Origin of the sequence: Corynebacterium sp. FDAARGOS 1242, assembly GCF_016889985.1 — a bacterium.
Taxonomy (GTDB): Bacteria; Actinomycetota; Actinomycetes; order Mycobacteriales; family Mycobacteriaceae; genus Corynebacterium; species Corynebacterium minutissimum_B.
Genome location: NZ_CP069568.1, coordinates 953,744 through 976,736 on the forward strand (window position 1 = coordinate 953,744; position 22,993 = coordinate 976,736).

General features: G+C 58.4%; 21 protein-coding genes and 1 pseudogene. 11 read left to right on the plus strand and 11 right to left on the minus strand.

Annotated features, from left to right (window positions below):
- Positions 1–30 precede the first annotated feature (30 nt).
- The gene (locus I6J72_RS04530; RefSeq protein WP_204100071.1) at positions 31–1,023 is read left to right on the plus strand and encodes a hypothetical protein; all 993 of its coding nucleotides are present in this window, start codon (positions 31–33) and stop codon (positions 1,021–1,023) included.
- Positions 1,024–1,126: 103 nt separating this feature from the next.
- On the opposite strand, the gene gndA is transcribed toward I6J72_RS04530, so the two are convergent.
- Positions 1,127–2,584, minus strand: a complete 1,458-nt coding sequence (gndA, locus tag I6J72_RS04535; protein ID WP_204100072.1) for an NADP-dependent phosphogluconate dehydrogenase — start codon at positions 2,582–2,584, stop codon at positions 1,127–1,129.
- A 43-nt stretch (positions 2,585–2,627) separates the two neighbouring features.
- Between gndA and I6J72_RS04540 the strand changes: the two genes are divergently transcribed.
- Complete coding sequence (locus tag I6J72_RS04540; protein WP_204100073.1) at positions 2,628–3,074, plus strand: PaaI family thioesterase; 447 nt, start codon at positions 2,628–2,630, stop codon at positions 3,072–3,074.
- A 10-nt stretch (positions 3,075–3,084) separates the two neighbouring features.
- Here I6J72_RS04540 and corA read toward each other — a convergent pair whose 3' ends face one another.
- Positions 3,085–4,158, minus strand: coding sequence for a magnesium/cobalt transporter CorA (gene corA / locus I6J72_RS04545; protein WP_204100074.1), 1,074 nt, complete (start codon positions 4,156–4,158; stop codon positions 3,085–3,087).
- A 107-nt stretch (positions 4,159–4,265) separates the two neighbouring features.
- Here corA and I6J72_RS04550 point away from each other — a divergent pair, with 107 nt between their 5' ends.
- On the plus strand, positions 4,266–4,868 hold the full coding sequence (locus I6J72_RS04550) for a bifunctional 2-polyprenyl-6-hydroxyphenol methylase/3-demethylubiquinol 3-O-methyltransferase UbiG (RefSeq protein ID WP_204100075.1): 603 nt from the start codon (positions 4,266–4,268) through the stop codon (positions 4,866–4,868).
- Here I6J72_RS04550 and thiD read toward each other — a convergent pair.
- Together thiD and I6J72_RS04560 are read right to left on the minus strand one after the other, a co-directional pair.
- Positions 4,857–5,678: a bifunctional hydroxymethylpyrimidine kinase/phosphomethylpyrimidine kinase gene (gene thiD / locus I6J72_RS04555; RefSeq protein WP_204100076.1), complete on the minus strand. Its 822-nt coding sequence runs from the start codon at positions 5,676–5,678 to the stop codon at positions 4,857–4,859. The genes I6J72_RS04550 and thiD overlap by 12 nt on opposite strands.
- Positions 5,679–5,781: 103 nt before the next feature.
- A complete protein-coding gene (locus tag I6J72_RS04560) occupies positions 5,782–7,125 on the minus strand; it encodes an NAD(P)/FAD-dependent oxidoreductase (RefSeq protein WP_204100077.1) in 1,344 nt (447 codons plus the stop codon).
- A gap of 184 nt (positions 7,126–7,309) precedes the next feature.
- Between I6J72_RS04560 and I6J72_RS04565 the strand changes: the two genes are divergently transcribed.
- The 6 genes from I6J72_RS04565 to I6J72_RS04590 all read left to right on the plus strand — a co-directional run bounded on the left by I6J72_RS04565 (position 7,310) and on the right by I6J72_RS04590 (position 14,110).
- A complete protein-coding gene (locus tag I6J72_RS04565) occupies positions 7,310–8,602 on the plus strand; it encodes a class I SAM-dependent methyltransferase (RefSeq protein ID WP_204100078.1) in 1,293 nt (430 codons plus the stop codon).
- A gap of 57 nt (positions 8,603–8,659) precedes the next feature.
- Positions 8,660–9,379, plus strand: coding sequence for a glycerophosphodiester phosphodiesterase family protein (locus I6J72_RS04570; protein ID WP_204100079.1), 720 nt, complete (start codon positions 8,660–8,662; stop codon positions 9,377–9,379).
- Positions 9,380–9,618: 239 nt separating this feature from the next.
- Positions 9,619–10,593: a carbohydrate ABC transporter permease gene (locus tag I6J72_RS04575; protein ID WP_239107495.1), complete on the plus strand. Its 975-nt coding sequence runs from the start codon at positions 9,619–9,621 to the stop codon at positions 10,591–10,593.
- Positions 10,594–11,565, plus strand: a complete 972-nt coding sequence (locus I6J72_RS04580) for a carbohydrate ABC transporter permease (protein WP_204100080.1) — start codon at positions 10,594–10,596, stop codon at positions 11,563–11,565.
- Positions 11,566–11,642: 77 nt separating this feature from the next.
- On the plus strand, positions 11,643–12,953 hold the full coding sequence (locus tag I6J72_RS04585; protein ID WP_204100081.1) for an ABC transporter substrate-binding protein: 1,311 nt from the start codon (positions 11,643–11,645) through the stop codon (positions 12,951–12,953).
- 26 nt (positions 12,954–12,979) lie between these two features.
- Positions 12,980–14,110, plus strand: coding sequence for an ABC transporter ATP-binding protein (locus I6J72_RS04590; RefSeq protein WP_204100082.1), 1,131 nt, complete (start codon positions 12,980–12,982; stop codon positions 14,108–14,110).
- A gap of 70 nt (positions 14,111–14,180) precedes the next feature.
- Here I6J72_RS04590 and I6J72_RS04595 read toward each other — a convergent pair whose 3' ends face one another.
- A complete protein-coding gene (locus I6J72_RS04595) occupies positions 14,181–17,102 on the minus strand; it encodes an FAD-binding and (Fe-S)-binding domain-containing protein (RefSeq protein WP_204100083.1) in 2,922 nt (973 codons plus the stop codon).
- A 109-nt stretch (positions 17,103–17,211) separates the two neighbouring features.
- On the opposite strand from I6J72_RS04595, the pseudogene I6J72_RS04600 reads away from it, so the two are divergent.
- Positions 17,212–17,655, plus strand: a pseudogene (locus I6J72_RS04600) (bile acid:sodium symporter family protein); the annotation flags it as partial.
- 468 nt (positions 17,656–18,123) lie between these two features.
- Here I6J72_RS04600 and I6J72_RS04605 read toward each other — a convergent pair.
- From I6J72_RS04605 to I6J72_RS13115, 3 genes are read right to left on the minus strand one after another with little or no spacing between them, the layout of a single operon-like run.
- On the minus strand, positions 18,124–18,288 hold the full coding sequence (locus I6J72_RS04605; RefSeq protein ID WP_181815368.1) for a hypothetical protein: 165 nt from the start codon (positions 18,286–18,288) through the stop codon (positions 18,124–18,126).
- Between the two features lie 4 nt (positions 18,289–18,292).
- On the minus strand, positions 18,293–18,991 hold the full coding sequence (locus tag I6J72_RS04610; RefSeq protein ID WP_204100084.1) for a YceI family protein: 699 nt from the start codon (positions 18,989–18,991) through the stop codon (positions 18,293–18,295).
- A gap of 3 nt (positions 18,992–18,994) precedes the next feature.
- Complete coding sequence (locus tag I6J72_RS13115; RefSeq protein WP_239107496.1) at positions 18,995–19,354, minus strand: hypothetical protein; 360 nt, start codon at positions 19,352–19,354, stop codon at positions 18,995–18,997.
- A gap of 129 nt (positions 19,355–19,483) precedes the next feature.
- Here I6J72_RS13115 and I6J72_RS04615 point away from each other — a divergent pair, with 129 nt between their 5' ends.
- A complete protein-coding gene (locus tag I6J72_RS04615; RefSeq protein ID WP_115022155.1) occupies positions 19,484–19,867 on the plus strand; it encodes an RNA polymerase-binding protein RbpA in 384 nt (127 codons plus the stop codon).
- A 152-nt stretch (positions 19,868–20,019) separates the two neighbouring features.
- Here the strand turns inward: I6J72_RS04615 and I6J72_RS04620 are convergent, their stop codons facing one another.
- From I6J72_RS04620 to I6J72_RS04630, 3 genes are read right to left on the minus strand one after another with little or no spacing between them, the layout of a single operon-like run.
- The gene (locus I6J72_RS04620; RefSeq protein ID WP_204100085.1) at positions 20,020–20,895 is read right to left on the minus strand and encodes a polyprenol monophosphomannose synthase; all 876 of its coding nucleotides are present in this window, start codon (positions 20,893–20,895) and stop codon (positions 20,020–20,022) included.
- On the minus strand, positions 20,895–22,424 hold the full coding sequence (gene lnt / locus I6J72_RS04625; protein ID WP_204100086.1) for an apolipoprotein N-acyltransferase: 1,530 nt from the start codon (positions 22,422–22,424) through the stop codon (positions 20,895–20,897). Before lnt ends, I6J72_RS04620 begins: the two co-directional genes overlap by 1 nt.
- The gene (locus I6J72_RS04630; RefSeq protein ID WP_204100087.1) at positions 22,424–22,987 is read right to left on the minus strand and encodes an FxsA family protein; all 564 of its coding nucleotides are present in this window, start codon (positions 22,985–22,987) and stop codon (positions 22,424–22,426) included. Before I6J72_RS04630 ends, lnt begins: the two co-directional genes overlap by 1 nt.
- Between the last annotated feature and the right edge of the window lie 6 nt (positions 22,988–22,993).

The following is a 22,993-nucleotide window of genomic DNA, read 5'->3' on the forward strand; positions in this document are numbered from 1 at the left end:
CACTCGGCGCGACTTTGCTAATTTGCAACCATGACGCAACCCCACAATGGCTCGCACTTCCAGCAGGGACCACAGAATCCACAACAACCCACACAGCAGTTCAATCATTCCGGACCGAATGGGGCTCAACAATATGGGATGCAGCAGGGCGCCCCATATGGAAACCATCAGGCAGGGCCGTATGGCGCCGGCGCCCAGGCAGACCCCGCCTTTGCTGAGCCGCAGAAGAAGTCCTCATCGGCAGCGGTATGGATTCTTCTTGCCGTCATTATCGCGATGCTCCTTCTTCTTGGCGTTGGGTTCTTCCTAGTTCGGGAGCTTGTCAACAACGATGATGGCAGATCCGCTCCCACATCGGAGTCAGCAACTGAAGCGAAGGCGACTGCGCAATCAACAGTGCCGACCTCGGATGACGCTGCAGATACAACTGAAAAAGACTCCGCTGATGATGAGAAACCCACGCAGGTAGAAGCCGCACCGCTCGCGCCGCTAGAAGGCTTGCCGGACGACTACTTCGACCACTCACTATCCATTGAGGAAGCCGAGAAGATCCGCGATGGAGACCTGAAGGAGGCACCTGTTCCGGAAGAATTGGCGGGGTTGAGCGACACATGTGTGCAGGGAGCATCGTTCTTCGGTAAACCCGATGACCAAGGATTCTTCTCTAGTGGCATGGTGCCTACTATCACCTGTTTCTTCGGCGAAGATGGTGAACTCATGGCTAACTACACCAGAAACACGGATGCGATTGCTGCCGCAGCCAAACCAGGCAAGGAACACAAGGAAAAGTTCGAGTCGTTGGCCGATACGATCGATATCGTCGGTACAGCAAACGAAGTGAAAACAACTCGTGGGTCGATGCTCTTCATGATTTACAACACGTACGAGGGCGAAACAGAATACGTCATGTCTGAGGTCCTCGCCGGTGAGACAGCCGCTATTGAATACATCTCGACTACAAGCGAAGTCCTTCTGCGCCAACCACTTATTGACGCGGGAATCGTAGAGCGTGATCGAAAATAGCGTCGGCCGCTAGCGGCTGCGCAGTACACAGTAGTGCGCAAAGGCCTCTCGCAATGACGTCGAGAGGCCTTTTCCCACAGCGTTTGAGCTTAGTACTCGGCAATTAGTACTCGGTGAGGGAGCGATCCCCTGACCACTCGATGTGGAAGGTGCCTTCGCGGTCCACGCGCTTAAAGGTGTGGGCACCAAAGAAGTCACGCTGGCCCTGAATCAAAGCAGCAGGCAAGCGTTCAGCACGCAGGCTGTCGTAGTAGGACAGGGAGGAAGCGAAGACTGGAGCCGGAAGGCCGAGCTGAGTGGCGGCGACAACGACTCGACGCCACGGATCGATAAGGTCCTCCAGTTCAGCCTTGAAGTAGGGATCCAAAATGAGAGCTGGGAGGTCAGCGTTCTTGTCGTAGGCCTCGCGAATGCGGTCGAGGAACTTGGCGCGAATGATGCAGCCACCGCGCCAGATGGTGGCCAGATCACGCGGATCGACGTCCCAGCCGAACTCTTCAGAGCCAGCCTTGATTTCATCAAAGCCTTGGGAGTAAGCGATGAGCTTGGCAGCATATAGTGCGCGGCGCACATCCTCGATGAATTCGGCCTTATCCACGTCTAGTTCCTTGATAGTGCCGGATGGCAGCTGGCCCTCCTGTGCAGCCGAACGCTGTGCAGTGGAGGAGGACAAGGCGCGGGCAAAGACAGACTCAGCAATGCCGGTAATGGGCACACCGAGCTCGAGGCCATTGATGGCGGTCCAGCGGCCGGTGCCCTTTTGACCGGCGGCGTCCACGATGACGTCGACCAGCGGGGCACCCGTCTCCGGGTCCTTCTGTGCTAGGACCTCGGCGGTGATTTCAATGAGGTAGGAATCCAAGTCACCGGAGTTCCATTCCTTGAAGGTCTCTGCGATCTCCGCAGGTTCCATGCCTGCGCCGTAACGCAGCAGCTGGTAGGCCTCTCCAATGACCTGCATATCGGCGTACTCAATGCCGTTGTGCACCATCTTGACAAAGTGGCCAGCACCATCGGGGCCGATGTGAGTTACGCACGGCGTGCCGTCGACGTTGGCTGCAATGGATTCTAGGATGGGGCCAAGTGTCTCCCACGATTCGGCGGGACCACCCGGCATGATGGAGGGACCGTTGAGGGCGCCTTCTTCACCACCGGAGATACCCGCGCCTACAAAGTGACGGCCCTTGTCAGCGACTTCCTTCTCGCGACGGATCGTGTCAGTAAACAGTGCGTTTCCACCGTCGATGATGATGTCGCCTTCATCCATCGCCTCAGTCAGCTGAGTGATGACGGCGTCGGTCGCCGTGCCTGCCTGCACCATGATGATGGCCTTGCGCGGACGCTCTAGCGAGGCAACGAAATCCTCAATGGATTCGGACGGGATAAAGTTTCCCTCATTGCCGTGATTTTTGATAAGCGCTCGGGTCTTCTCTGGGCTGCGGTTATATACCGCTACGGTGTTGCCATTGCGGGCAAAGTTGCGTGCGAGGTTGGAGCCCATTACGGCCAAACCCACGACACCAATCTGAGCAAGATCTGTCTTTCCAGCAGTTTGAGTCATGTTGACCATCTTACGTCACCAAAATCGACTACTCTGGTGTGGCATGGAACACGCTGAAATCTTTGTAAAGCTCCTCGGCGCGGCGCAAAATCGCCCGCTTAACGAGGAAGAGCTCGACCTCATTAACTCCAACCCGCAGGGCCTAGCAGGACTAATCGGTCTACGTTATACGCACATTTCCGGCGATGAAATCCGCTCTGAGGTCGAGGTCGTTCCGGACCACCACCAGCCGTGGGGAGTGGCTAATGGTGGCTTGTACTGCACAATTACGGAGTCCACAGCATCCGTCGGCAGCCTCATTGCGGCAGGCAAGCCGGTCGTCGGTGTCGACAACAATACAGATTTCCTCAAGCCCGTGTCAGAAGGAATCGTCTCGGCTGTGGCCACGCCGCTCTACAAGGGCCGCCGCACACAGCTGTGGGAGGTCAAGATTAGCCAGGGTGATGTGCTGCTGGCTGCCTCCACGCTGCGAACGATGGTGGTGCAATAAGCGGCAATCGCTACAACCAGTGGTTGCGCCGGAACCACCACCACATGGCCGCGACCACTAACACCATGAGTCCCAGTGCGCCGAAGTAGCCCCACGCGAAATGGAGCTCAGGCATGACATCGAAGTTCATGCCATAAATACCAGCGACGAGCGTGGGAGCTGCCCACATGCCGACCACCGCGGAGATAGTGCGCATGTCAGAGTTCTGCTGCATGGTGACTTTGGCCACGGAGGCGTCGATAAGCGAGGTTAAGCGCTCATCGAAGCCAGCTACTTGGTCTTTGACTACCAACTCGTGATCGTTAACGTCACGCAGGTAGGAACGGATCGTCTTGGAAATGAGATCCTTGTGGTCGGAATTCATCGCGCGCAGTGCTGGCGAGAGCGGGTCGATGGCGTGCTTCATCTCGAGAATCTCGCGCTTAAACATGTAGATACGGTCAATGTTGGGCAATGAGTTGGGCGTGAAGACTTCCTCCTCGAGCTCGTCGACCTCAATGGCGATGAGACGGCAAATTTCGGAGTAGCGGTCCACCATCATGTCCAGAATCTTCCAGGCCATGGCCACCGGCCCCTGTTCCACGAGGTCCTGCTCATCCTGCACCACGTAGGCCAAGTTGGGCAGTTTGGCCGAGTGGCGCACGGTGATGATGAACGTGTCACCAATAATCATCTGCACCTCACCGGTGGAAATGATTTGGCGCTTATCCGTCACCTCGTCGTGGTCGCGGTAATTCACCGAACGAGCGACGACGAAGAGCTGGTCATCATAGCGCTCCAGCTTGGGACGTTGGTGCGCCTGGACGACGTCTTCCACGATGAGCTCGTGAATGCGAAACTCGGAGGCCACCTTGGTCATTTGGGACTCCAGCGGCTCGTGCAGGCCGACCCACACGAAGCCACGTCCGTATTCTTCGACGGTCTGCAGGGCGCTGTGCGGGGTGTACTCACCAGGCAGGGCCTCACCGTCGACGAAAACGCGGCAATGCTCGATGGCACGCTCGGCAGGGACGGAGAAGGAAGCAGAGGAGCTGGGAGGAGCACTCTTTCTACGTGGCCTAAAAGGCGACGGTACGTTCGGCATCGGTGACAGCCTCCTTCGCGTGATGTGGGCCTGGGAGGCAAGCTTCCCCGGCGAGTTTTATATGAGCGGCTAAAGCTTACACCGTGAAAGGGCATATAATTGCTTTTATGCCTACCTGGAAAGAAGTTACCGCAGCTAACCCGGCACATTCCCACAATTTTGCACGGAAATGGAAGACACTTCGAGCCCAGGGCAAGGACATCGACGGGGAAGCCCGGTTGATCGATGCCATGGTGGAGCGAAACTCCCGCGTCCTCGACGCTGGCTGCGGCTCCGGCCGCCTCGGTGGTGAGCTGGTTAAGCGCGGACACACTGTTGTGGGCGTGGACGTCGACCCCATTCTTATCGATCATGCCGAACACGATTATCCGGAGGCTCGCTGGGAGGTAGGGGACCTGTCCGAAGACTCTATCCCAGAAGATAATTTCGACATCGCCGTGGCAGCGGGCAATGTCATGACGTTCATTGCCCCTGAAGGTAGGGAAGCGGCCCTTCGTAACGTCTTTGACGCTCTTCGCCCAGGCGGGCGTTTCGTCGTTGGCTTTGGTGAGGGCCGTGGCTGGGGCTTTGAGGAGTTTCTCGCACTGGCCAGAGCGGTAGGTTACCGCGTGGATTTCACCTTTTCCTCATGGGACATGAAGGTGTTCAAGGACAACTCGACGTTTCTCGTCGCGGTACTGACTCGCCCCGGCGCGGACTTACTCGGATAAAGCGAGGCGGCGCATGCGGTGTCCGTGGTCGATAGGGCCGCGGCCCTTGCCAACGTGAAGCTCGTCTGCATGCGCGATAGCCTCGTGAATCCACTCAGTGGCCCACTGAAGGGCGGCGTCAAGCGTATCGCCGGCAGCTAAGCGCGCGGCAAGTGCTGAAGAAAGGGAGCAGCCGGTGCCGTGCGTGTTCTTCGTCTCCACGCGGGGGCAGGGCACGCGGGTGACGTGGCCATCGGGGCTTACCGTAGCGTTATCGGCGTGTTTGCCGTTGAGGTGACCTCCTTTGACCACGACCCACGTGCCATTGGTGGCCGCCCACTCGCTCGCCACCGCAATCGCCTCTTCCAGCATGCGCGGTTCCTCCACGTCTGCAAGCACTGCAAGTTCTGGCAGGTTTGGTGTGACGACGGTGGCTCGACGCGCGAGCTCTTGTACCGCGCGTTCTGCCGCTGGCTCCAAGAGGCGGTCCCCGCTGGAGGCAATCATGACTGGGTCGCACACGACCGGAACCCCATCCGGCAATGAGGACACGAACTCGCTGACCGTTTCGGTGATGGCAACAGAGCCGAGCATGCCGATCTTGATGGCGTCGATAAGCACATCGTCCTTGACACAGCCCAACTGCTCCTGAAGGAAACTGACCGGTGGCGTGTGAATACTCCGCACTCCTTGCGTGTTTTGCGCCACCAGCGCGGTCACCACAGCCATTCCGTACGCCCCGGCAGCCTCGAAGGATTTTAGATCTGCATGAATACCTGCGCCGCCTGTGGGATCAGTACCGGCGATGCTAAGAACTCGGGGCAGGGTCATAATTGGTCTCCTTCAAGCTAGGAACTGGAATCTCTCTCCACCGTATCTGGGAATGAAAAAAGGGAGAGGATAATCTCCTCTCCCCACTGTGACGCGATGTTCTTTAGTGAAGGTCGCGATCAATCACGTTGCGGGCAACGCGCTGCTGTTGGGTAATCTCCAGGTTGCCGCGGTCACGCGACACAGCATTGAGGAGCCAGTGCAGGGCCACGAGCACGCGGCTGCGGAAGCCCACGATGTAGGAGATGTGCAGACCCAGCCACGACAGCCATGCCGGGAAACCAGCGAACTCAGTCTTGCCCAGCTTGACCACAGCGTTGAAGCGGGAGATAACTGCCATGGAGCCCTTGTCGAAGTAGTCGAAGGCCTCGGACTCGTTCGCGGTGGACTCCTCATCGATCTTGGCCTCGATGAGCTTGCCCACGTGGTTACCACCCTGGATGGCAACCTGAGCTACACCTGGCAGGCGGTTGAGGGAGATCATGTCACCAACGATGTAGACGTTCTTGTAATCGCCTACGGTGAGGTCCTCATTAACAGAAACACGGCCAGCACGGTCAGCTTCCACACCAGCCTGGTCTGCGATCATTTTGCCCAGCGGGGAAGCAGCCACACCGGCGGACCAGATCTTGGTGGCGGCCTCGATTGTGACCTCTTCCTCGGTCTTCATGTTCTTGTAGGTCACGGCATCCTCGGTCACGTCGGTCACCATGGCGTTGAGGCGGACATCGACGCCCAGCTTCTCCAGGACACGCTGTGCCTTGCGGCCGAGGCGCTTGCCAAACGGAGGCAGAACCTGCGGGGCACCATCGAGCAGGTAAATCTTGGCAGAGGTGGAACCGAAGTTGGAGTAAGCCCCGGCGAAGGTACGCTGTGCCAACTCAGCAATCTGGCCGGTGAGCTCCACACCGGTCGGGCCAGCACCCACGATGACGAAGGTGAGCAGCTTCTCACGCTTGGCAGGATCTTCTTCCAGCTCTGCCTTCTCAAAAGCAGAAATGATGCGGGAGCGAATCTCAAGGGCATCATCCAGCGTCTTCATGCCCGGTGCGTACTGGGCAAAGTGGTCGTTTCCGAAGTAGGACTGACCAGCACCGGCGGCGACGATGAGGGAATCGTACTCGTAGGTGCGGGTTGCGCCGTCGAGCTCAGCAGTAACGGTCTGGTCCTTGATATTGATGTCAGTGACCTCACCGTTGATGAAGTGAGCATTGTCCTGGTTGCGCAAAATCTGGCGCGTGGACGGAGCGATCTCACCGGCGGAGATAACACCGGTGGCTACTTGGTAGAGCATCGGCTGGAAGAGGTGGTGGTTCTTCTTGTCGATGAGGGTGATCTCAACGTCTGCGTCCTTGAGCTTCTTCACGGCATTGATGCCTCCGAAGCCTGCACCGATAACAACGACGTGGTGGCGGCCGTTAGCTGGACGGTGGGGAGTGTGCGCCATAGCGATTGTGTACCTTCCTGAAGAAAGCTAGAAATTTTTACGCGAGCTAGTCTAAACCCTTCTAGCCGTACATGCATACTATTTGGGGGATTAACTGGCTTTTTGGGCCACGCCTCCACCCCTTGTGGGCGGGGACGCTTTATTCTTATCGGGACTTGCGAGCGATGAGGAGGCTGGCTTTAACGTGTATTCCCACTTGGCTTCGATCGATGCTGAGGCGTGGCCGGGTGTGGCCTCGGTGCCGACCTCGCGCCTGCTGCGTTTTACTGCTGGGCGTGCGGAAGCAGAGTTTGCGCAGGCCTGCGCCAAAGCGGGGGTGGAATTAGAAGGCAGCGACCCCGATATCGCTGTGCTTCACGACGCCCTCTTCTCCCGCATCGCCGATTCTGGCTGGCTCGGCCTGGCGGAATCCTACATGGCGGGTGAGTGGACAACCCCCGATTCCGATCGCTTGGTCAAGGTGCTGCTGCGTTTGCTGGGTGTGGGCTACCGCCCGAAGGCAAAGGACGTGGCGGTGGAAGAATCCACGCCGGGGGAGTTGCCGCTGGATGTGGTGAAGCTCTATGCCGGTGATTCTTTAAGTCACTCGGGTGGTATTTTTGCCAGCGGCGTGCCGACAACGGTCCGCGAGGCGGTGCGTAGCTACAGCGCTCATGCAGGCCGCAGGGAGCCGAAGGAGCATTTCGTTGATGTGACGACGGTGAGCGAACCTACCTCAACAGACCGCGAGGATTTGGGAGATGCGCAGCGCCGGGCTGCGCAGTGGCTCCTCGACGCGACGCGTACTGGTGCCGGAACCCACCTACTGGTTTATCCTGCTACGGGATTACAGGTGGCGGTGCAGGCGGTCGCTCGCCGTGCGACCGTCGATGTTCTTACGGGAGATGAGGATCAGCGTGCGCTTTTCGACGAGCAGCTCCTCCTCGAAGGTGCCGCCGATTCGGTGCATGTGCAGGCCATTGGCACTGCGCTGCCGGATCCGAAACGGTGGCGCGGGAGGTACGACGCCATTGTGAGCGTAGAAAAGCTAGAAACACTTTCCCCGCGGGAGCGCCGTCGCTTTGTACAGGTCCTTGACCGATCGCTCATCAACGGCGGCCGAGTGGGCCTATTCTCCTTGTTTGCGACCGCCACGATGACCCCGGCTGCACAATCAGCAGTGCAGGTGATGCGCGCCTATATCTGGCCAGGTTTGGATTATCCGACGCTGGAGGAAACCCACCAACTCTTTGATAAGCGTTCTAACCTGCGCATCGTTGCGCAAACCCACGTGGGTACGCACTATCTGGAGACCGTGCGCTTTCAGCGCAGTTTCTTCGACGGACGCCTGCGGGAGGCAGCAGCCGCCGGGTTTGACCACGTCTTCCGCCGTCTGTGGACCTTTCAGTTTGCCCTGCGTGAGGCCTTGCTCACCCTAGGCATGCTGGACGCGGTCCACGTCGTGGCAACTCACCGCCACCGCGGCGGGCGCCGTTAGCGGTCTACACTGGGCGGCGCCACCATCACAACCCACCTCGCAGCCTGGAGGAAAAGCATGTCAGACCGCACAGGAATTATCGCACACCGAGGTTATAACGGCTGGTACCCGGAAAATACCCGCCGCTCCTTCGAAGAAGCCCTCAAGCTCGATGTCGCTGGTGTGGAGTGTGACGTCAACCTGACCAAGGACGGGGAGGTCGTGGTCATCCACGATCAGACGGTGGACAGGACATCAGACGGCAGCGGTGCAGTAGGTGATATGACTCTCAAGGAGCTGCGCGCACTTAATGTCGGCACCGCTGAGGATCCGCAACGCATCATGCTTCTCGACGAACTGCTTGACCTCGTCGAGTCCTATCCCGGCAAGCAGCTACTCATTGAGACTAAACACCCGTCCCCGTTCGGTGCGCGGCTGGAGGAATCGGTAGCGGAAGTCTTGCGCAACCGGCAGCTTGACGCCGATCCACGGTTTAGCCTGATTTCCTTTGACCCTGAGGCAATTGCCCGGTTCCGAAATCTGCTGCCGTCCCTGCAATCCTTTTTGCTCCTAGAACCGGAGGATGTACGTCCGGCGTCGCGTAAGGGCGCGACAGGTTTCGGGCCTTCCATTCGCCAGGCACGGAGTGAAGCCGATTTCTTTGCTGGCGCTGAAAGCCCGTTATACGTGTGGACGGTGAACTTGCCCAAGGACATGGCGTGGTGCCGCGATAACGGAGTAGAGCTCATGGCAACGGACCTGCCGGAGCTGGCCCTGGAGGTGCTTTCGCGCAGCTAACCAGCACCAAGCTATGCCTGCATAGACTGCGCGCTTGAGCTGAAAAGGTCTAGCCATAAAAGCAGTGGAGTTCCTTCTTGAGTAGCTCGTGACTCGACCCATTTCACGGCTGTGTATGTGACTCAAACCACTTTTATACTGAGATTTCGTCGGTCAGCCCCTTGAAATTCGCCCGCAGTTTTTCTTAGCAAAACTTTCAGTCAACTTTTTGTTTACCGTCTTGGTCTAGCTTTCTCCCCATGGCATTATCCAACCCGGCACACGGGCAAATGACTGCAATCCCTGCAGTCACCGAGAAGCCGGTCGTCTCCGAGGAGTACGCGCGTCACCCACGCAAGCGGAAGCTCGACTGGAGACAGATCGGCCTCGCGGCATTGCTCATTGGACCGAACCTTCTCCTTCTCATTCTTTTCACCTATCGACCACTGGTCGATAACATCCGTATCTCTTTCTTTAACTGGAATATTTCCTCGCCGACGATGACCTTCGTCGGCCTGCAGAACTACATCGACTGGTTCCAGGCATCGGATACTGGGCGCGTCGTGTTCAACACTGTCGTGTTCACCTTCTTCGCAGTGGCCGGTTCGATGGTTCTGGGGCTAGCGCTGGCATTGTTGCTGGACCAGAAACTGTTTGGTCGTGCGGCGGTGCGCTCGATGGTCTTCGCGCCCTACGTCATTGCAGGCGCGGCAATTGGTGTGGCCTTCCAGTTCGTCTTCGATCCTAACTACGGCCTCATCCAGTACTTCTTGGGCCTTATCGGGGTCGACGTGCCGAACTTCTACCAACAGCAGAACTGGGCACTGTTCATGATCACGGTGACCTACGTGTGGAAGAACGTCGGCTACGTCTTCGTCATCTATCTCGCAGCTTTGCAGGGCCGCCGCCGAGACCTTGATGAGGCCTCGGAGATTGACGGCACCCCTGCCGCGCGGCATTTCTTCCGCGTGGTCCTGCCACAGCTTCGCGGCACCACCTTCTTCTTGTTGATTACTGTTCTGCTCAATTCCTTCCAGGTCTTCGACATCATCAATGCGATGACCGCTGGCGGGCCCTTTGGTTACGGAACATCCACGATGGTCTTCCAGGTGTACCAGGAAACCTTTGTCAACAATCGCGCCGGCTATGGCGCGGCCGTGGCCACCATCATGTTCCTCGTGGTGCTTGTCATTACGGTGCTGCAGATCAAGTTGCAGGAAAGGATGGATAAGTAAATGTCCGATAATCGCGCAATTCCGGCTTCCGTCCAGGTAGGTCTCCCACAAGCTAAAGGCGAGCTGCCGCCGGTTCCTGGCTCCCAGTCCATCGCAGCGCCCGTCATCACTGAGGCTCAGCGCAAACGCAAGGGCGAGCCAGTCGACCACAGCCATCCAGCAACGAAGGTCGTCGGCTACATCGCCCTCGTTCTTACAGTGCTAATGATTTTGGTGCCGCTGTACTTCATCTTTATCACCAGCTTTAAGTCTTTCCAGGACGTCTACTCAGATCCGATTTCCTTCTGGCCAAATCCTTTCAAGGCAGAAAACTACTCCTACGTCTGGCAGACCTCTGGCTTTTCGAGCTACCTGAAAAACTCCGTCATCATCACGCTTGTCCTGACGGTGGTGGAGGTGGTGCTCGGCGTTCTGACTGCCTATGCTTTCGCCTTCATTCGCTTTCCAGGTCGAAATCTGCTGTTCCTGCTCATTATTGCCTCGCTGATGGTGCCCAACCAGATCACCATTATTTCGAACTACTCGCTGGTTGCGTCATGGGGTTGGAGAGACACCTACGCCGGCGTCATCATCCCACTGGCGGGCGTGGCGTTTGGTGCCTTCCTCATGCGCAATCACTTCCAGTCATTGCCCCCGGAGATTCTCGAGGCCGCTCGCATGGACGGAGCGGGATTCTTCACCACCTTGTTCCGTGTGGTCTTGCCGATGTCGTGGCCAACGCTGTCAGCGTTCGTACTCATTACCGTGGTCAATGAGTGGAACCAATACCTGTGGCCCTTCCTCATTACGGATACACCGGCTGCAGCCACCCTTCCAGTGGGCCTGACCCGCTTGCAGGACGCGGAAGGCGTGACCAACTGGGCGCCAGTGATGGCCGGCACCGTGCTGACAACCCTGCCCATGATCATTATCTTCCTCATACTTCAGAAGCCGATGATCAAGGGCCTGACTGCGGGCGCAGTCAAGGGTTAGTCTGCCCCCGCCTGCTATCCCAACGCCCAACTCAATCAAGTCCCCCATACTCTTCACTTTCAAGGAGAACCTTCACTATGTCTCGTAAGACTTCTACTCGCATCGTCGCCGTCTGCGCGGCTCTGCTGACCAGTGTGTCCCTGACCGCCTGCGCAGGTGGCTCAACCACTGCCGGAAGCGGTTCTAAGGACGGCGGCGACGCCAACACCATTACTTTCTGGTCCAACCACCCGGGTTCCTCCCGAGACCTGGAGCAGGAGCTCATCGATGAGTTCGAGAAAGAAAACCCCGATCTGAAGGTTGAACTGGTCACCGCCGGTTCCAACTATGAGGAAGTTGCACAGCGCTTCAACGCTGCCCTCGCAGGTGGCGACCTGCCTGACGTCCTCGTTGCGTCTGACGTCACCTGGTTCAATTTCGCGCTGAATGAGGCCACCACGCCGCTCGATGAGCTGTGGGAGATGAACGATATTGACTCTGAGAGCTACGTGGACACCCTGCGTGAGGACTACAAGTACAAGGACAAGCACTACGGCGTTCCGTACTCCCGCTCCACGAACCTGATGTACTGGAATACCGATGACCTCAAGGCAGCTGGTCTTCCCACCGACCGTGGTCCGAAAGACTGGGAAGAGTTCGACGAGTGGGCAACCAAGATCAAGGACAAGCTCGACAAGCCTGCCGTCACCGTACCGGATGGCTCCAACTACCTCGACTGGTACTTCCAGGGCATGATTTGGGCCTTCGGTGGTTCTTACTCTGATGAGTGGGAACCGAACTTTACCTCCAAGGAGTCCATCGAAGCCGGTAAGTTCCTGCAGGACCAGGTTAAGGCCGGTCACATTGAAATCTCTACCGACCCGACCGTCGCATTCGGCTCCGGAAAGGCTTCCGGTCTTCTGGAGTCCACCGGTTCCCTGGGCGGTCTGAAGGAGACGGCGACGATCCCGTTCATTACCACCTACCTGCCGGGCCCGGGCCCCTCGGCAGCCACCGGTGGTGCTGGTCTTGCCGTCCCGGCTGGCATTTCCGACGAGCGCAAGGCTAATGCGGTCAAGTTCATTGACTTCCTGACGAACACCGAGAACACCATCAAGTTCTCCCAGAAGACGGGCTACATGCCGGTGCGCAAGGACGCCCTGGATGATCCGGAAGAGAAGAAGTTCTTGGAGGAGAACCCGAACGCTCAGACCGCAATCGAGCAGCTCAACGAGAACACTAAGCCGCAGGATTACGCACGCGTCTTCGTGCCAGGCGGTGGACAGCGTATCGGTGGCGTTCTTGACCGCATCACTGTGGGCAATGAGGACGTGGAGTCCGCATTCGGTGACCTGCAGAAGGAGACTCAGAGCGTTATCGACCGTGACATCACCCCGAAGCTGAAGTAACTCTTCGCATCGTTTGAAAGGACATCATGGCTACTGTTGAATTCCGCCAAGCTTCCAGGATTTACGATCCGAAGAAGCCTCCGGCGGTCAGCCGCATTAACCTCGATATCAAGGATGGCGAATTCTTGGTACTCGTCGGACCGTCGGGCTGCGGTAAGTCGACGACATTGCGCATGCTCGCTGGCCTTGAGCCAATCGACGAAGGGCAGATCTTCATCGATGGGGCTGACGTGACTGAGACCCGTTCGCGGGACCGCGATGTAGCCATGGTGTTCCAGTCCTATGCGCTGTATCCCAATATGACAGCGCGCCAGAACATGGCGTTTGCATTGCAAAACGCCAAGGTGGATAAGGCAACCATCGAAGAGCGCGTGAACTTTGCCGCAAAGATGCTCGAGCTGGAAGACCTTATCGACCGCAAGCCGTCTGCGATGTCGGGTGGCCAGCGCCAGCGTGTGGCCATGGGACGCGCTATCGTGCGCCAGCCCAAGGTCTTCCTTATGGATGAGCCGCTGTCTAACCTGGATGCGAAGCTGCGTGTTTCCACGCGTGCGCAGATCCTGCAGCTGCAGCGCGAGCTCAACACCACAACGGTCTACGTTACCCATGACCAGACTGAGGCGATGACCATGGGAGATCGCGTGTGCGTTCTCAAACAGGGCATCATCCAGCAGGTTGATGCGCCGAACACGCTGTATGAGAACCCCGGCAACTCCTTCGTGGCGACGTTCATCGGTTCGCCGGCTATGACCCTCATCGAGAACGTCCCGTTCGTTGACGGGCGTGTCGTTGGCGGCAAGGAGCATGCTCTGGACTACTACATGCCACAGGAGCAGGCGGCGAAGGTGATTTCGGATCGCGTCATCGTCGGCGTGCGCCCAGAGAACTGGGAAATCGTCGGCGTAAACCAGCCCGGTGAGCAGTATGGTCTCCCGGTACGGGTCGATATCGTCGAGCACCTAGGCTCCGAACTGTACGTCTACGGCAGCCGCGAGGAGTCGGCTGACGACGTCATCGCGGTCCGTGGTGACCGGATCACGGTGAAGGTACCGCGCGGCATTGACGTGCACCAGGGCGACACGATCTACCTGCGCCCGATGAAGGGCGGTTGCGTGTTCTTCGCCCCAGATACCGAAATCAACTACGACTACCTCTAAAACTGGTTTCACCACATCCGACGCGCCGGTGGTAGGGCTTCCCACGCAGGGAACCGCCACCGGCGCGTTGCTATGGGGTCACGACCGGACGAGACGCGCGTTCGAGAAGCACAGCAATAGAGTCATAGGTCTTGCCCGCGATCATCTCGAGCCCCATCTCGCAGGTGCGGTTATCGGAGACGTACGCTTCGAAGTGCTCAGCGTCGAGCGAGGCGCGTTCCTCGCGAGTAGCGGACTCGACGAGCTCCGGGTGGAGCATGACGCGGTCACCAGCGGAGCCGCAGCACATGGCACCTTCGGGAACCTTGGCGTCACCGCAGAGGTTGGCCAAATCGACGAGGTCCTGGCTGATACCCATGTGATCCGTCGAGCACGTGGGGTGTACGGCAATGGATCCCATGTTTTTGACAATCGGAAGGTGCGGTGCAATCTCATCTCGTAGCCACTCCACGAGATCAAGGATGCGCAGGTCCTTCCAGAGTTCGTGGTCGGCCGCAGACAGTGCGTCCGGAACCGAATCCAGCAGACCGTGGGTACAGCTGGCAGCATCGACCACGATGGGCAGGCGGCCATGCTCAGACCAGTGCCACAGGTCACGAACGACCTTCTGTGCTTGGTATTCGAAACCTTCTTTGTAGCCCTTGGAGGACCACGGTGTACCGCAGCAATCGCCGGCTACATCTTCCGGAATCCACACTGGTTGGCCGGCACGGCGGCCGAGCTCTACGACAGCGCGTGGCAGGTCCACCGAGTCCTGAGCGGCTCCTGCTGGGCGTCCGAAGATGCGGTTAATGCAGGCAGGGAAGTAGAGCGCCTGAGCGCCCTCGCGTGGAGTCTCCGGTAGGCGGGAGGCGCCTTTCGGCAGCGGCCCAGGAACAGTCGGCAGCAGGTCTGGCGCCACGACGTTACGGGCCATGTTCGCGCCTAGCTCGAGCGGCTTGTGCGGAATCTTGTTGGCGGAAATGATGCCGGCGCGGGCCAGCTTTTCCACGACGTCCCAGCGTTGCGCTGTGGTCAGCGCGACCTTCTCACGGGTCGGGGTGGCTTGCTGGTGACGCAGCTGTTTCATCACGGCACCGGTATCAATGCTGATGGGGCAGGGGATGGAGCAGGTCCCGTCGGCGGCACACATATCCACCGCGTCGTACTGATACTCCTTCTGCAGTTGGGCAAGAACCTCCGAACCCTCCTCTTGGCGGGCCATTTCGCGGCGCAACACAATACGCTGACGCGGAGTAACCGTTGCGTGACGCGACGGGCAGACTGGCTCGCAGAAGCCACATTCCACGCAGGGGTTGATCTCATCTTCCACCTTGGGGAATGACTTGAAGTTGCGCAGGTGAATGGTGTGATCGCGAGTGAGCTTCACGTCGGGAGCGAGGATGCCTTTCGGGTCAATCATGTTCTTGACCTCCCAGAAAAGCTCAAAGGCCTCCGTGCCCCATTCGTGCTCGAGGAAGGGCGCCATATTCACACCGGTGCCGTGCTCTGCCTTCATTGAGCCCTGGTACTTGTCGATGACCAGCTCTGCCAAGTCATCGAGGAAGTTGGCATAGGATTCCCGTTCTTCTTCGCGGTCGAAGCGCGGGGTAAAGAAGAAGTGCAGGTTGCCAAAAGCGGCATGCCCCATGACGGATTCCGGGTAACCGTACTTGGCCTGCAGATCCATCAGGTCCGCTGCCGCTTCGCCTACCTGTGCCGGCGGGAAGCACACGTCCTCGGTGATGTAGGCCGTGCCGTTAGGGCGGTCAGCACCGAGCAGGCCATACAGGCCATTGCGTAGCTCCCATGCTCCGCGCATGTCCTCCGGGGTGGTGAGGAATTCAAGGGGGCGGAGCAGTGGGGCGTCGGCAAGCACAGTGCGCAGGCGCTCCATGGCCTGGTTCAGCTCGTTCTCGTCTCCACCACCGATCTCTACGAGGAGGGCTGCCGCGTTATCGTCGAGGGTCCGCCACGACGCCGGCGCGTGGGAGTAGTGCTCTGCCGAGCGGCGCATGACCGGAGCAACGAGCAACTCGCAGGCCTCAGCACCGGTTTCCATTATGGGATGCACGAAGTTGGCGGCATCACGCAGGTTGGGCAGCTCGACCCAGGTGGTGGCCTTCACGCGAGGTAGCTTTACCGTGCGCATAACGGACTCGGTAATGGCACCGAAGATACCTTCAGAACCGATGAGGAGGCGTTTGAGAATGTGTACCGGCTCGTCCTCATCGAGGAAGGCATCGATGCGAAGGCCATTGGTGTTACGGATGGAGAACTTGGTGCGGAGGAACTCCACCATCTCGGTATTGGCGCGAAGCCTATCGCGGAAGGCCAGCAAGTCAGCATGGAGCTTCGGCTCCTGCTTTCGGAAGGCCTCATCACCGCGAGCCGTATCAACGATGGTGCCCGAGGGGAGAACGAAGACGAGTTCCTCGATGCTGTGGTAGCTATCGCGCTCCAGCGAGCAGCGCATTCCTCCGGAGTTGTCGGCGAGTACGCCACCGATGGTGCACACGGAAGTTGACCCCGGGTCAGGTCCCAACATAAAACCATGGCGGGATAGTACTGCCTGGGCATCGCCTAGAATGACGCCTGGTCGGGACCACAGCTTGGTGCCGCCATTACGTACTTCCATGCCGGTAAAGTGCGTCTTAACGTCAACCAAGATGTCATCACTCATCGCTTGACCGTTGAGGGAAGTACCGGCGGCGCGAAAAGTCATGTGGCGGTTATTAGCGTCGCAGTAGGCCATGAGAGCTGAAAGGTCAGCGGCGTTGCGCGGTGAGACAACGATCTGGGGGATAGAGCGGTAAGGACCGGCATCGGAGGAGAAACGCACGAGGTCGCTCAGGCGGCCGTGCACGTTCTCTGCGCCGACGATGGCCTCCATGTCCGCGACGAGTTCGGCAGGGGAGCCGTGACGGTAGCGTTCCGGGACGGCGTCAGCTTGGCTGGTGGTTCCCTCAGGGCGTGAGAGGCGAGAGGTATCGGGGCTGAAGAGCTTTGACATACTTCTAATCTATCGCTTGATAGTAAATATGGGGGAAATAGGCTACGTGTCGTCCGTAATGTGGGATACTTAGCCCACTAAATGAGATGATTAATGGAAAGGACATGCTATGACCAGCCCACGTACGGAAGGGGAGCGCGGTGAAAAGATCGCTGTTCATGCCTTCCCCATCGTCATCATTGCCTGCGCTGCCGTGGCATTTGCGAGCCCCAGTACCTTTGAACCGGTAGGCCAGTACACCAAGCAACTACTCATGGTCATTATGTTTTCCATGGGCTTGACGTTGACTATCCCGGATTTGGCGTTGGTGGCGAAACGTCCCATGCCCATCTTCTTGGGCGTGCTCTGTCAGTTCGCCATTATGCCCACGAGCGCGCTACTGGTGGCAAAGGTGCTAGGGCTTTCCGACGCCGCCACCGTCGGCCTCATCCTCCTGGGCTCCGTCCCCGGTGGCACGGCTTCCAATGTCATGGCCACCTTGGCCAAAGGCGATGTGGCATTGTCCGTGGCTATGACATCGGTGTCCACGCTGGTCTCACCAATCATGACTCCGCATGGCAGGGGGGGTGGGCCTTCCATTTAATCTGACATAATGTACATTATCGGACACAATGTTATTGGCGGGAGCGCAACGACGCTTCCCTCGGTTAATGTCCGGCCGTGAACCTTGACGCCGGCGCACTTCTGCATGAGGCGCCGCGGGCGCTGGCTTGCCTCGCTCCGTAGGTCTATATGGACTTGCGCCGAGCGCTCTGCGGTCCGGCTCGCCGACACGGTTGTAAAACGTGGGCACCCCAGCGGCCGGTCGGTTGAATCCTCGTAGCCGACTGCAATCGTGCCGTCTCTGCTTGGCGGTGCCCGCCGGCCCTTTTGTTGTCGCCATGACTGCGAGAGTTGAGTGTCCGATCTGCAGGTAAGTCTGACGAAAAGCGGCCAAAAGGCGACCTGGTGCGCTACTTCCCTGGTGTAAATACGCACCTTTATAAAGTCACTGTGACGTAAAAGGCTGGGATTCCCGCACCTAACGCTGCCGGTATGCCATGGCGAGTTGGACAACTGTTAAGGCGACAAGGACCGCAGAGAACGCTGCCAACAGCTTCGTGCCCGTGAACCAGATGAAGATGCCGAAGCCCGCGAGCACAACTAGGCGCACCCATAAGACGGTGATGAGGTGACGAGACTTCATGGCGCTACTTCTGGAGGGTTACGCGGACATTAACGTCGCCAACTTCGGAAATCTTGGCAGCAATCATCTCCGGGGTTTCTATGCCGAAGTCTAGGCGATTGATCGGAATATCGCCGCCGAGGATGATGGTGTCACCATCGCGCACGACCTGAAAATCAGTGGTGACGCTTTGAGTCTCGCCATGGATGGTGAGATTGCCAGTGAGCGGAATGGTGGCTGGTGAAGCGTCGTCAGGCACGCTAGAAAGATCAGCTGGTTCAGTCAGCTCGAACGTGGACTCCGGGTATTTTGCGACCTCAAACAGTTTGGTCTTCATGTTCTGATCGCGCACCTTTTTATCGGTGGTGAGAGAAGTCATATCCACGGTGATGGTAGCTTCTTCTACGACCGAGTCTGAAATGGTGGCCTGACCAGTTACTTCTTTAGTCGAGCCAGACGTTGTGCGCTTGTCTGCAGGAAGGATTTCGTCGATAGTAAAGCCCGCTGATGTGAAGTTATACGGCGAGCCTTTGACCACGTTCCACTGCCCGTCAAGTTCCGTCGAAGCGGCCTTCACCCGGTCTAGATTCATGGGTTCAGTCTTGACACCACGGCCCATTACCAGAGAGAACACGAGCGGTCCGAGTGCCAACGCGGTCGAGACGAGAATCAGAATCACGAAGACGCTGATGACCAGCTTGCGGTTACCAAATACAGATTTCATGTTCTATCTCAATTCCTCTAGCTTACGAGCTAACGTGACCAGCTCCGTACACAGTTCTTCCATCTCCTCAGCGCTGGCGCTTTCCGACGCCGCCGTCGCCACATCTTCTGCACAGCACCGCAACTCAAAGAGGCCATCACGCAGCTGATCTGCCCTATCTGGGGTGAGGATAACGGCATTGGCAGGGATGGCAGTTCCCGCAACGTTCTGGCGCTGCTCATAAGCACGTTGCTTACATGAGGCCGAACAAAATTTACGTGGTCGACCGCGTCCGCCCTGCGGGATGTCTTTGCCGCACCATTGGCAAGTGGTGGCGCCTTTTCGACGTGGCGAGCCTGGCTGCCGATCCTGTGTACCAATCACTCCACACACCTTAGCCCATAAAGCTGAGGGTGGGAACAAAGGCTTGGGGACGTTCGTTATACTAGAGGAACTTTAGGTGATAAAGGTTGCTCCTTACCCTCCCTCACTACTTGAAAAGGATGATGTTGCATGGCAGATCGCGTGCTCCGTGGCAGCCGCATGGGCGCTGTGAGCTACGAAACCGACCGCGACCACGATTTGGCGCCCCGCCGAATGGTGAAGTACCGCACCGAGGACGGCGAGATTTACGAGGTGCCATTCGCGGACGATGCGGAAATTCCTGAGGAGTGGATGTGCAAGAACGGCAAGCTTGGCACCCTCGTGGAGGGCGAAGGAGTCGAGTCCAAGCCCACCAAGCCGCCACGTACCCACTGGGACATGTTGCGTGAGCGTCGCTCTATTGAGGAACTCGATGAGTTGTTGACGGAGCGCATCGACAATCTCCGTTCCCGCCGCCGCGCAGCTGCTCGCTTGCTCAAGGAGCAGAAGGAACAGGAAGAGAACGAGTCCTAAGACCTCGTTGAGCTTCCTGCCGTAATGGCTAAGGGTAGAGGCCCGTTCGGGGCGCCTCTACCCTATTGTCGTTTTAGGAGTCTTGTCAGAGACGAAAGAAAAGCCCGCGAGCAGTCTTCTGCTCACGGGCTTCAAAAGGGCGAAAACGGTGTCTAACGCTTCAACGTGTTGGAGACCAAGTGGGTTACATCGTCTACGAACTCGCCGATCGCGTTCTTGGCCTTGGTGGCCTTCGCACCAAGCTCAAGGTCTTCCACAGTGCGGGTGGCGAGCTTTGATACTTCACCGCTGAAATCGCTGACCTGCTCGGAGCGGTGAGCGATACCCCACTTGGTGACCTCGAGGAGGGAGTCCTTGACAAAAGAGCCATCCAGCTTGGATTCACCCAGCTCACGCTCGGTAAAGGTAATCGGGACCTCACGTACGTCAAAGCCGTCCTTGATAGCGCGGAAGGCCACGTCTACCTGGAAAATGTAGCCAGCCTTGGACAAGCTGTCGAAGTCAAGGTGCTCAAGCAGGTCGCGACGGAAGGCGCGGTAACCCGCGGTCATATCGTTAATGCCTGCGCCAAGGGCGACAGAAATGTACTTATTGCCCAGGCGCGACAGTAGCTCACGGTTGGCTGGCCAATTGACGGTTTCGCCACCCGGAACATAGCGCGAGCCGATGACGAGATCTGCTCCCTTGTCGATCTCTTCGAGCAGCAGGTGCAGCTGCTCCGGGGCGTGGGAGCCGTCCGCGTCCATTTCACACAGCACCTGGTAGTCCTTCTCCAAGCCCCACTCGAAGCCAGCAATGTAGGCACCCAGGAGGCCGCCTTTACCCTCTCGGTGCAGCACGTGCAGGTTGGCGTCTTCTGCAGCCAACTTATCGGCTGCTTCACCGGTGCCGTCCGGGGAGTTATCGTCCACGATGAGAATGTGAACCTCCGGGGTGGCCTCGCGCACGCGGCCGGTGATAAGCGGCAGGTTCTCAATCTCGTTGTAGGTAGGGATAATGACCAGGGTGGATTCGCGGGTCGAGCTCACTAGTTCTTTGCTCCTTTAGATTTCGTACGTGGCGCACTACTACGAGTGGACAATGAGGCGGAACAGACCGCGAGCAGCGCGCAGACCGTTCCAATAATAGTCATGAGCAACTGCAGGATCGAACCATAACGCACCGCAAAAGTCCGGCCTTTTCTCAAAGGCAGTTCTTCTTCAAGATAAGCCGGTTCAAAGATCCCACTCGCCTGGCTGACACTGCCATCCGGATGCACGATAGCGGAGACGCCCGAGGTAGCCGCGACGATGACCGCACGGTCAGTCTCCAATGCCCGAAGCCGGCTCATAGCAAGCTGCTGGTAAGTCATGTCCGAGTCGCTAAACGTCGCATTATTCGTGGGCGTGGTAAGTATCTGCGCACCGTTGTTGATTGCTGTGCGGAAGGCTTGATCAAAGCTCACCTCATAACAGGTAGCAACGCCCACAGCCGTGCCAGCCATGGTGACCACGCCGGGTCCATCGCCTGGTTTCATATCCCCGGCAAGGTCCACCAGATCGGTGATCTTGGCAAAGAAGTCCCGCATCGGCATCGTTTCACCGAAAGGTTGCAGATACTTCTTGTGGTGGTGCTCTCCTACCGTGCCATCGGGATTGAAAACCTGCATCGTATTGCGCGCACCCACCTCATCGGTGGTTAAGGTTCCGACGAGGATGGGGGCATCGATGTCGTGCGCGGAGGCGTCGATAAGCGCACGTGCGTCGTCGTTTGTGAAGGGATTGATATCGGAGGCGTTTTCTGGCCAGATAACGATGTCTGGGCGCGCTCCGTCTTGGGCGGCTTGTTCGGTAACCCGGACATGGTTGTCGAGCACCGCGCGGCGTTGGGCAGCGAAGTCCAAGCCGAGGCGCGGAACGTTGCCTTGGACTGCTGCGGCCGTGACCGAACCCGTCGTGTTACCTGGCCGGTCGATCCCGAAGCCTGCGAGAAGACCCGCTAGCAACGGCAGCGCAATGAGCACACAGGCAAGCTTCGGCGCGCGCGCCAGACCAACGAGGCCCGCTGCGACACACACCACGGCGAAGGAAATGAGCGCGGGACCGCCCCATGGCGCGAGGTGAGCCAACGGACCTTCAATCTGGCCCCAAGCTAGGCGTACCCACGAGAAACCGCCGAAAGGCACCGAGGAACGCAGCAATTCCACCGCGACGTAGAAGAAGGGAAAGAGCGCGAAGCCATGGCGCCACCGCAACAGGGCCGCCCCACCGATGCCCAACAGAATGCTGTAGAGAGACAAAAAGACTGCCAGAGCAATGTAGGGCATGTTGCCCACGAGCTCACCTATCCACGGCAACATGCATAGGTACAAGACCGCGCTGTGTACCGTAGCGATAAGTGCTGACCACGCCAGCGATGGTTGAGACTGTGACTGGGCATGACGCCACGGCGACAGCGCTGCAACTAACAGCGCCACGCCGAAGATTCCGGCAGCCCACCAGCCGCGCGGTTCGACGGCAAGGAACGTGATACCGCCGGAGACGGCAGCCAGAATGAGACGCGCGAGTACCGTTAGCACTACTTCTTGCCGTCCCCGAAGTCCTCAGGTTTGACATGCTGGGTCCACTCCCGCAGCTCGTCCTCATCGATGACCTCGTGGTTGAGATTACTCCGATCCACCGACCCCGATGGGCCCGTAGAGCCAAACGAACCATAGGAATCGCGGTGCTGGGCCATCGGTGAGGCCTCATAAACACGCACACCTAGGTTCTCAATCTTCTTGAACATGGATGCGGCCAAGAGCGTGCGGATAATGGAACGCGTCGGTGCAAAGATCAGCAGCGCACCCAAGATCGTGGACACAAAACCCGGCGCAGAGAGCAGCATGCCGCCCACCATGGTCAAACCCACGTTTCCTGCGGTTTTGCCCGGAGTGGGGTCTTCCATGACATACACGCCGTCCCCGGTCTGGCGGATGCGGGCAGACATCATGCGGCGCACCTCCCAGCTGGCGATGGTCATGCCGAAGAGCATAGTGAGCCCTAAAGCAAGCAGGGCCCACAGAACGCCGATCCAGTTCGCGACGGCCCAGAAGGCGAGGGTTTCCAGAAGGATGTAGGCGATGAACAGAACAAAGGGCATGCTGCC

Excerpts from the sequence above, each read along its gene's own strand:
- I6J72_RS04530 (WP_204100071.1), top strand. The coding sequence starts at position 31 with ATGACGCAACCCCACAATGGCTCGCACTTCCAGCAGGGACCACAGAAT.
- gndA (WP_204100072.1), bottom strand. The coding sequence starts at position 2,584 with ATGACTCAAACTGCTGGAAAGACAGATCTTGCTCAGATTGGTGTCGTG.
- I6J72_RS04540 (WP_204100073.1), top strand. The coding sequence starts at position 2,628 with ATGGAACACGCTGAAATCTTTGTAAAGCTCCTCGGCGCGGCGCAAAAT.
- corA (WP_204100074.1), bottom strand. The coding sequence starts at position 4,158 with ATGCCGAACGTACCGTCGCCTTTTAGGCCACGTAGAAAGAGTGCTCCT.
- I6J72_RS04550 (WP_204100075.1), top strand. The coding sequence starts at position 4,266 with ATGCCTACCTGGAAAGAAGTTACCGCAGCTAACCCGGCACATTCCCAC.
- thiD (WP_204100076.1), bottom strand. The coding sequence starts at position 5,678 with ATGACCCTGCCCCGAGTTCTTAGCATCGCCGGTACTGATCCCACAGGC.
- I6J72_RS04560 (WP_204100077.1), bottom strand. The coding sequence starts at position 7,125 with ATGGCGCACACTCCCCACCGTCCAGCTAACGGCCGCCACCACGTCGTT.
- I6J72_RS04570 (WP_204100079.1), top strand. The coding sequence starts at position 8,660 with ATGTCAGACCGCACAGGAATTATCGCACACCGAGGTTATAACGGCTGG.
- I6J72_RS04575 (WP_239107495.1), top strand. The coding sequence starts at position 9,619 with ATGGCATTATCCAACCCGGCACACGGGCAAATGACTGCAATCCCTGCA.
- I6J72_RS04580 (WP_204100080.1), top strand. The coding sequence starts at position 10,594 with ATGTCCGATAATCGCGCAATTCCGGCTTCCGTCCAGGTAGGTCTCCCA.
- I6J72_RS04585 (WP_204100081.1), top strand. The coding sequence starts at position 11,643 with ATGTCTCGTAAGACTTCTACTCGCATCGTCGCCGTCTGCGCGGCTCTG.
- I6J72_RS04590 (WP_204100082.1), top strand. The coding sequence starts at position 12,980 with ATGGCTACTGTTGAATTCCGCCAAGCTTCCAGGATTTACGATCCGAAG.
- I6J72_RS04595 (WP_204100083.1), bottom strand. The coding sequence starts at position 17,102 with ATGTCAAAGCTCTTCAGCCCCGATACCTCTCGCCTCTCACGCCCTGAG.
- I6J72_RS04605 (WP_181815368.1), bottom strand. The coding sequence starts at position 18,288 with ATGAAGTCTCGTCACCTCATCACCGTCTTATGGGTGCGCCTAGTTGTG.
- I6J72_RS04610 (WP_204100084.1), bottom strand. The coding sequence starts at position 18,991 with ATGAAATCTGTATTTGGTAACCGCAAGCTGGTCATCAGCGTCTTCGTG.
- I6J72_RS04615 (WP_115022155.1), top strand. The coding sequence starts at position 19,484 with ATGGCAGATCGCGTGCTCCGTGGCAGCCGCATGGGCGCTGTGAGCTAC.
- I6J72_RS04630 (WP_204100087.1), bottom strand. The coding sequence starts at position 22,987 with ATGCCCTTTGTTCTGTTCATCGCCTACATCCTTCTGGAAACCCTCGCC.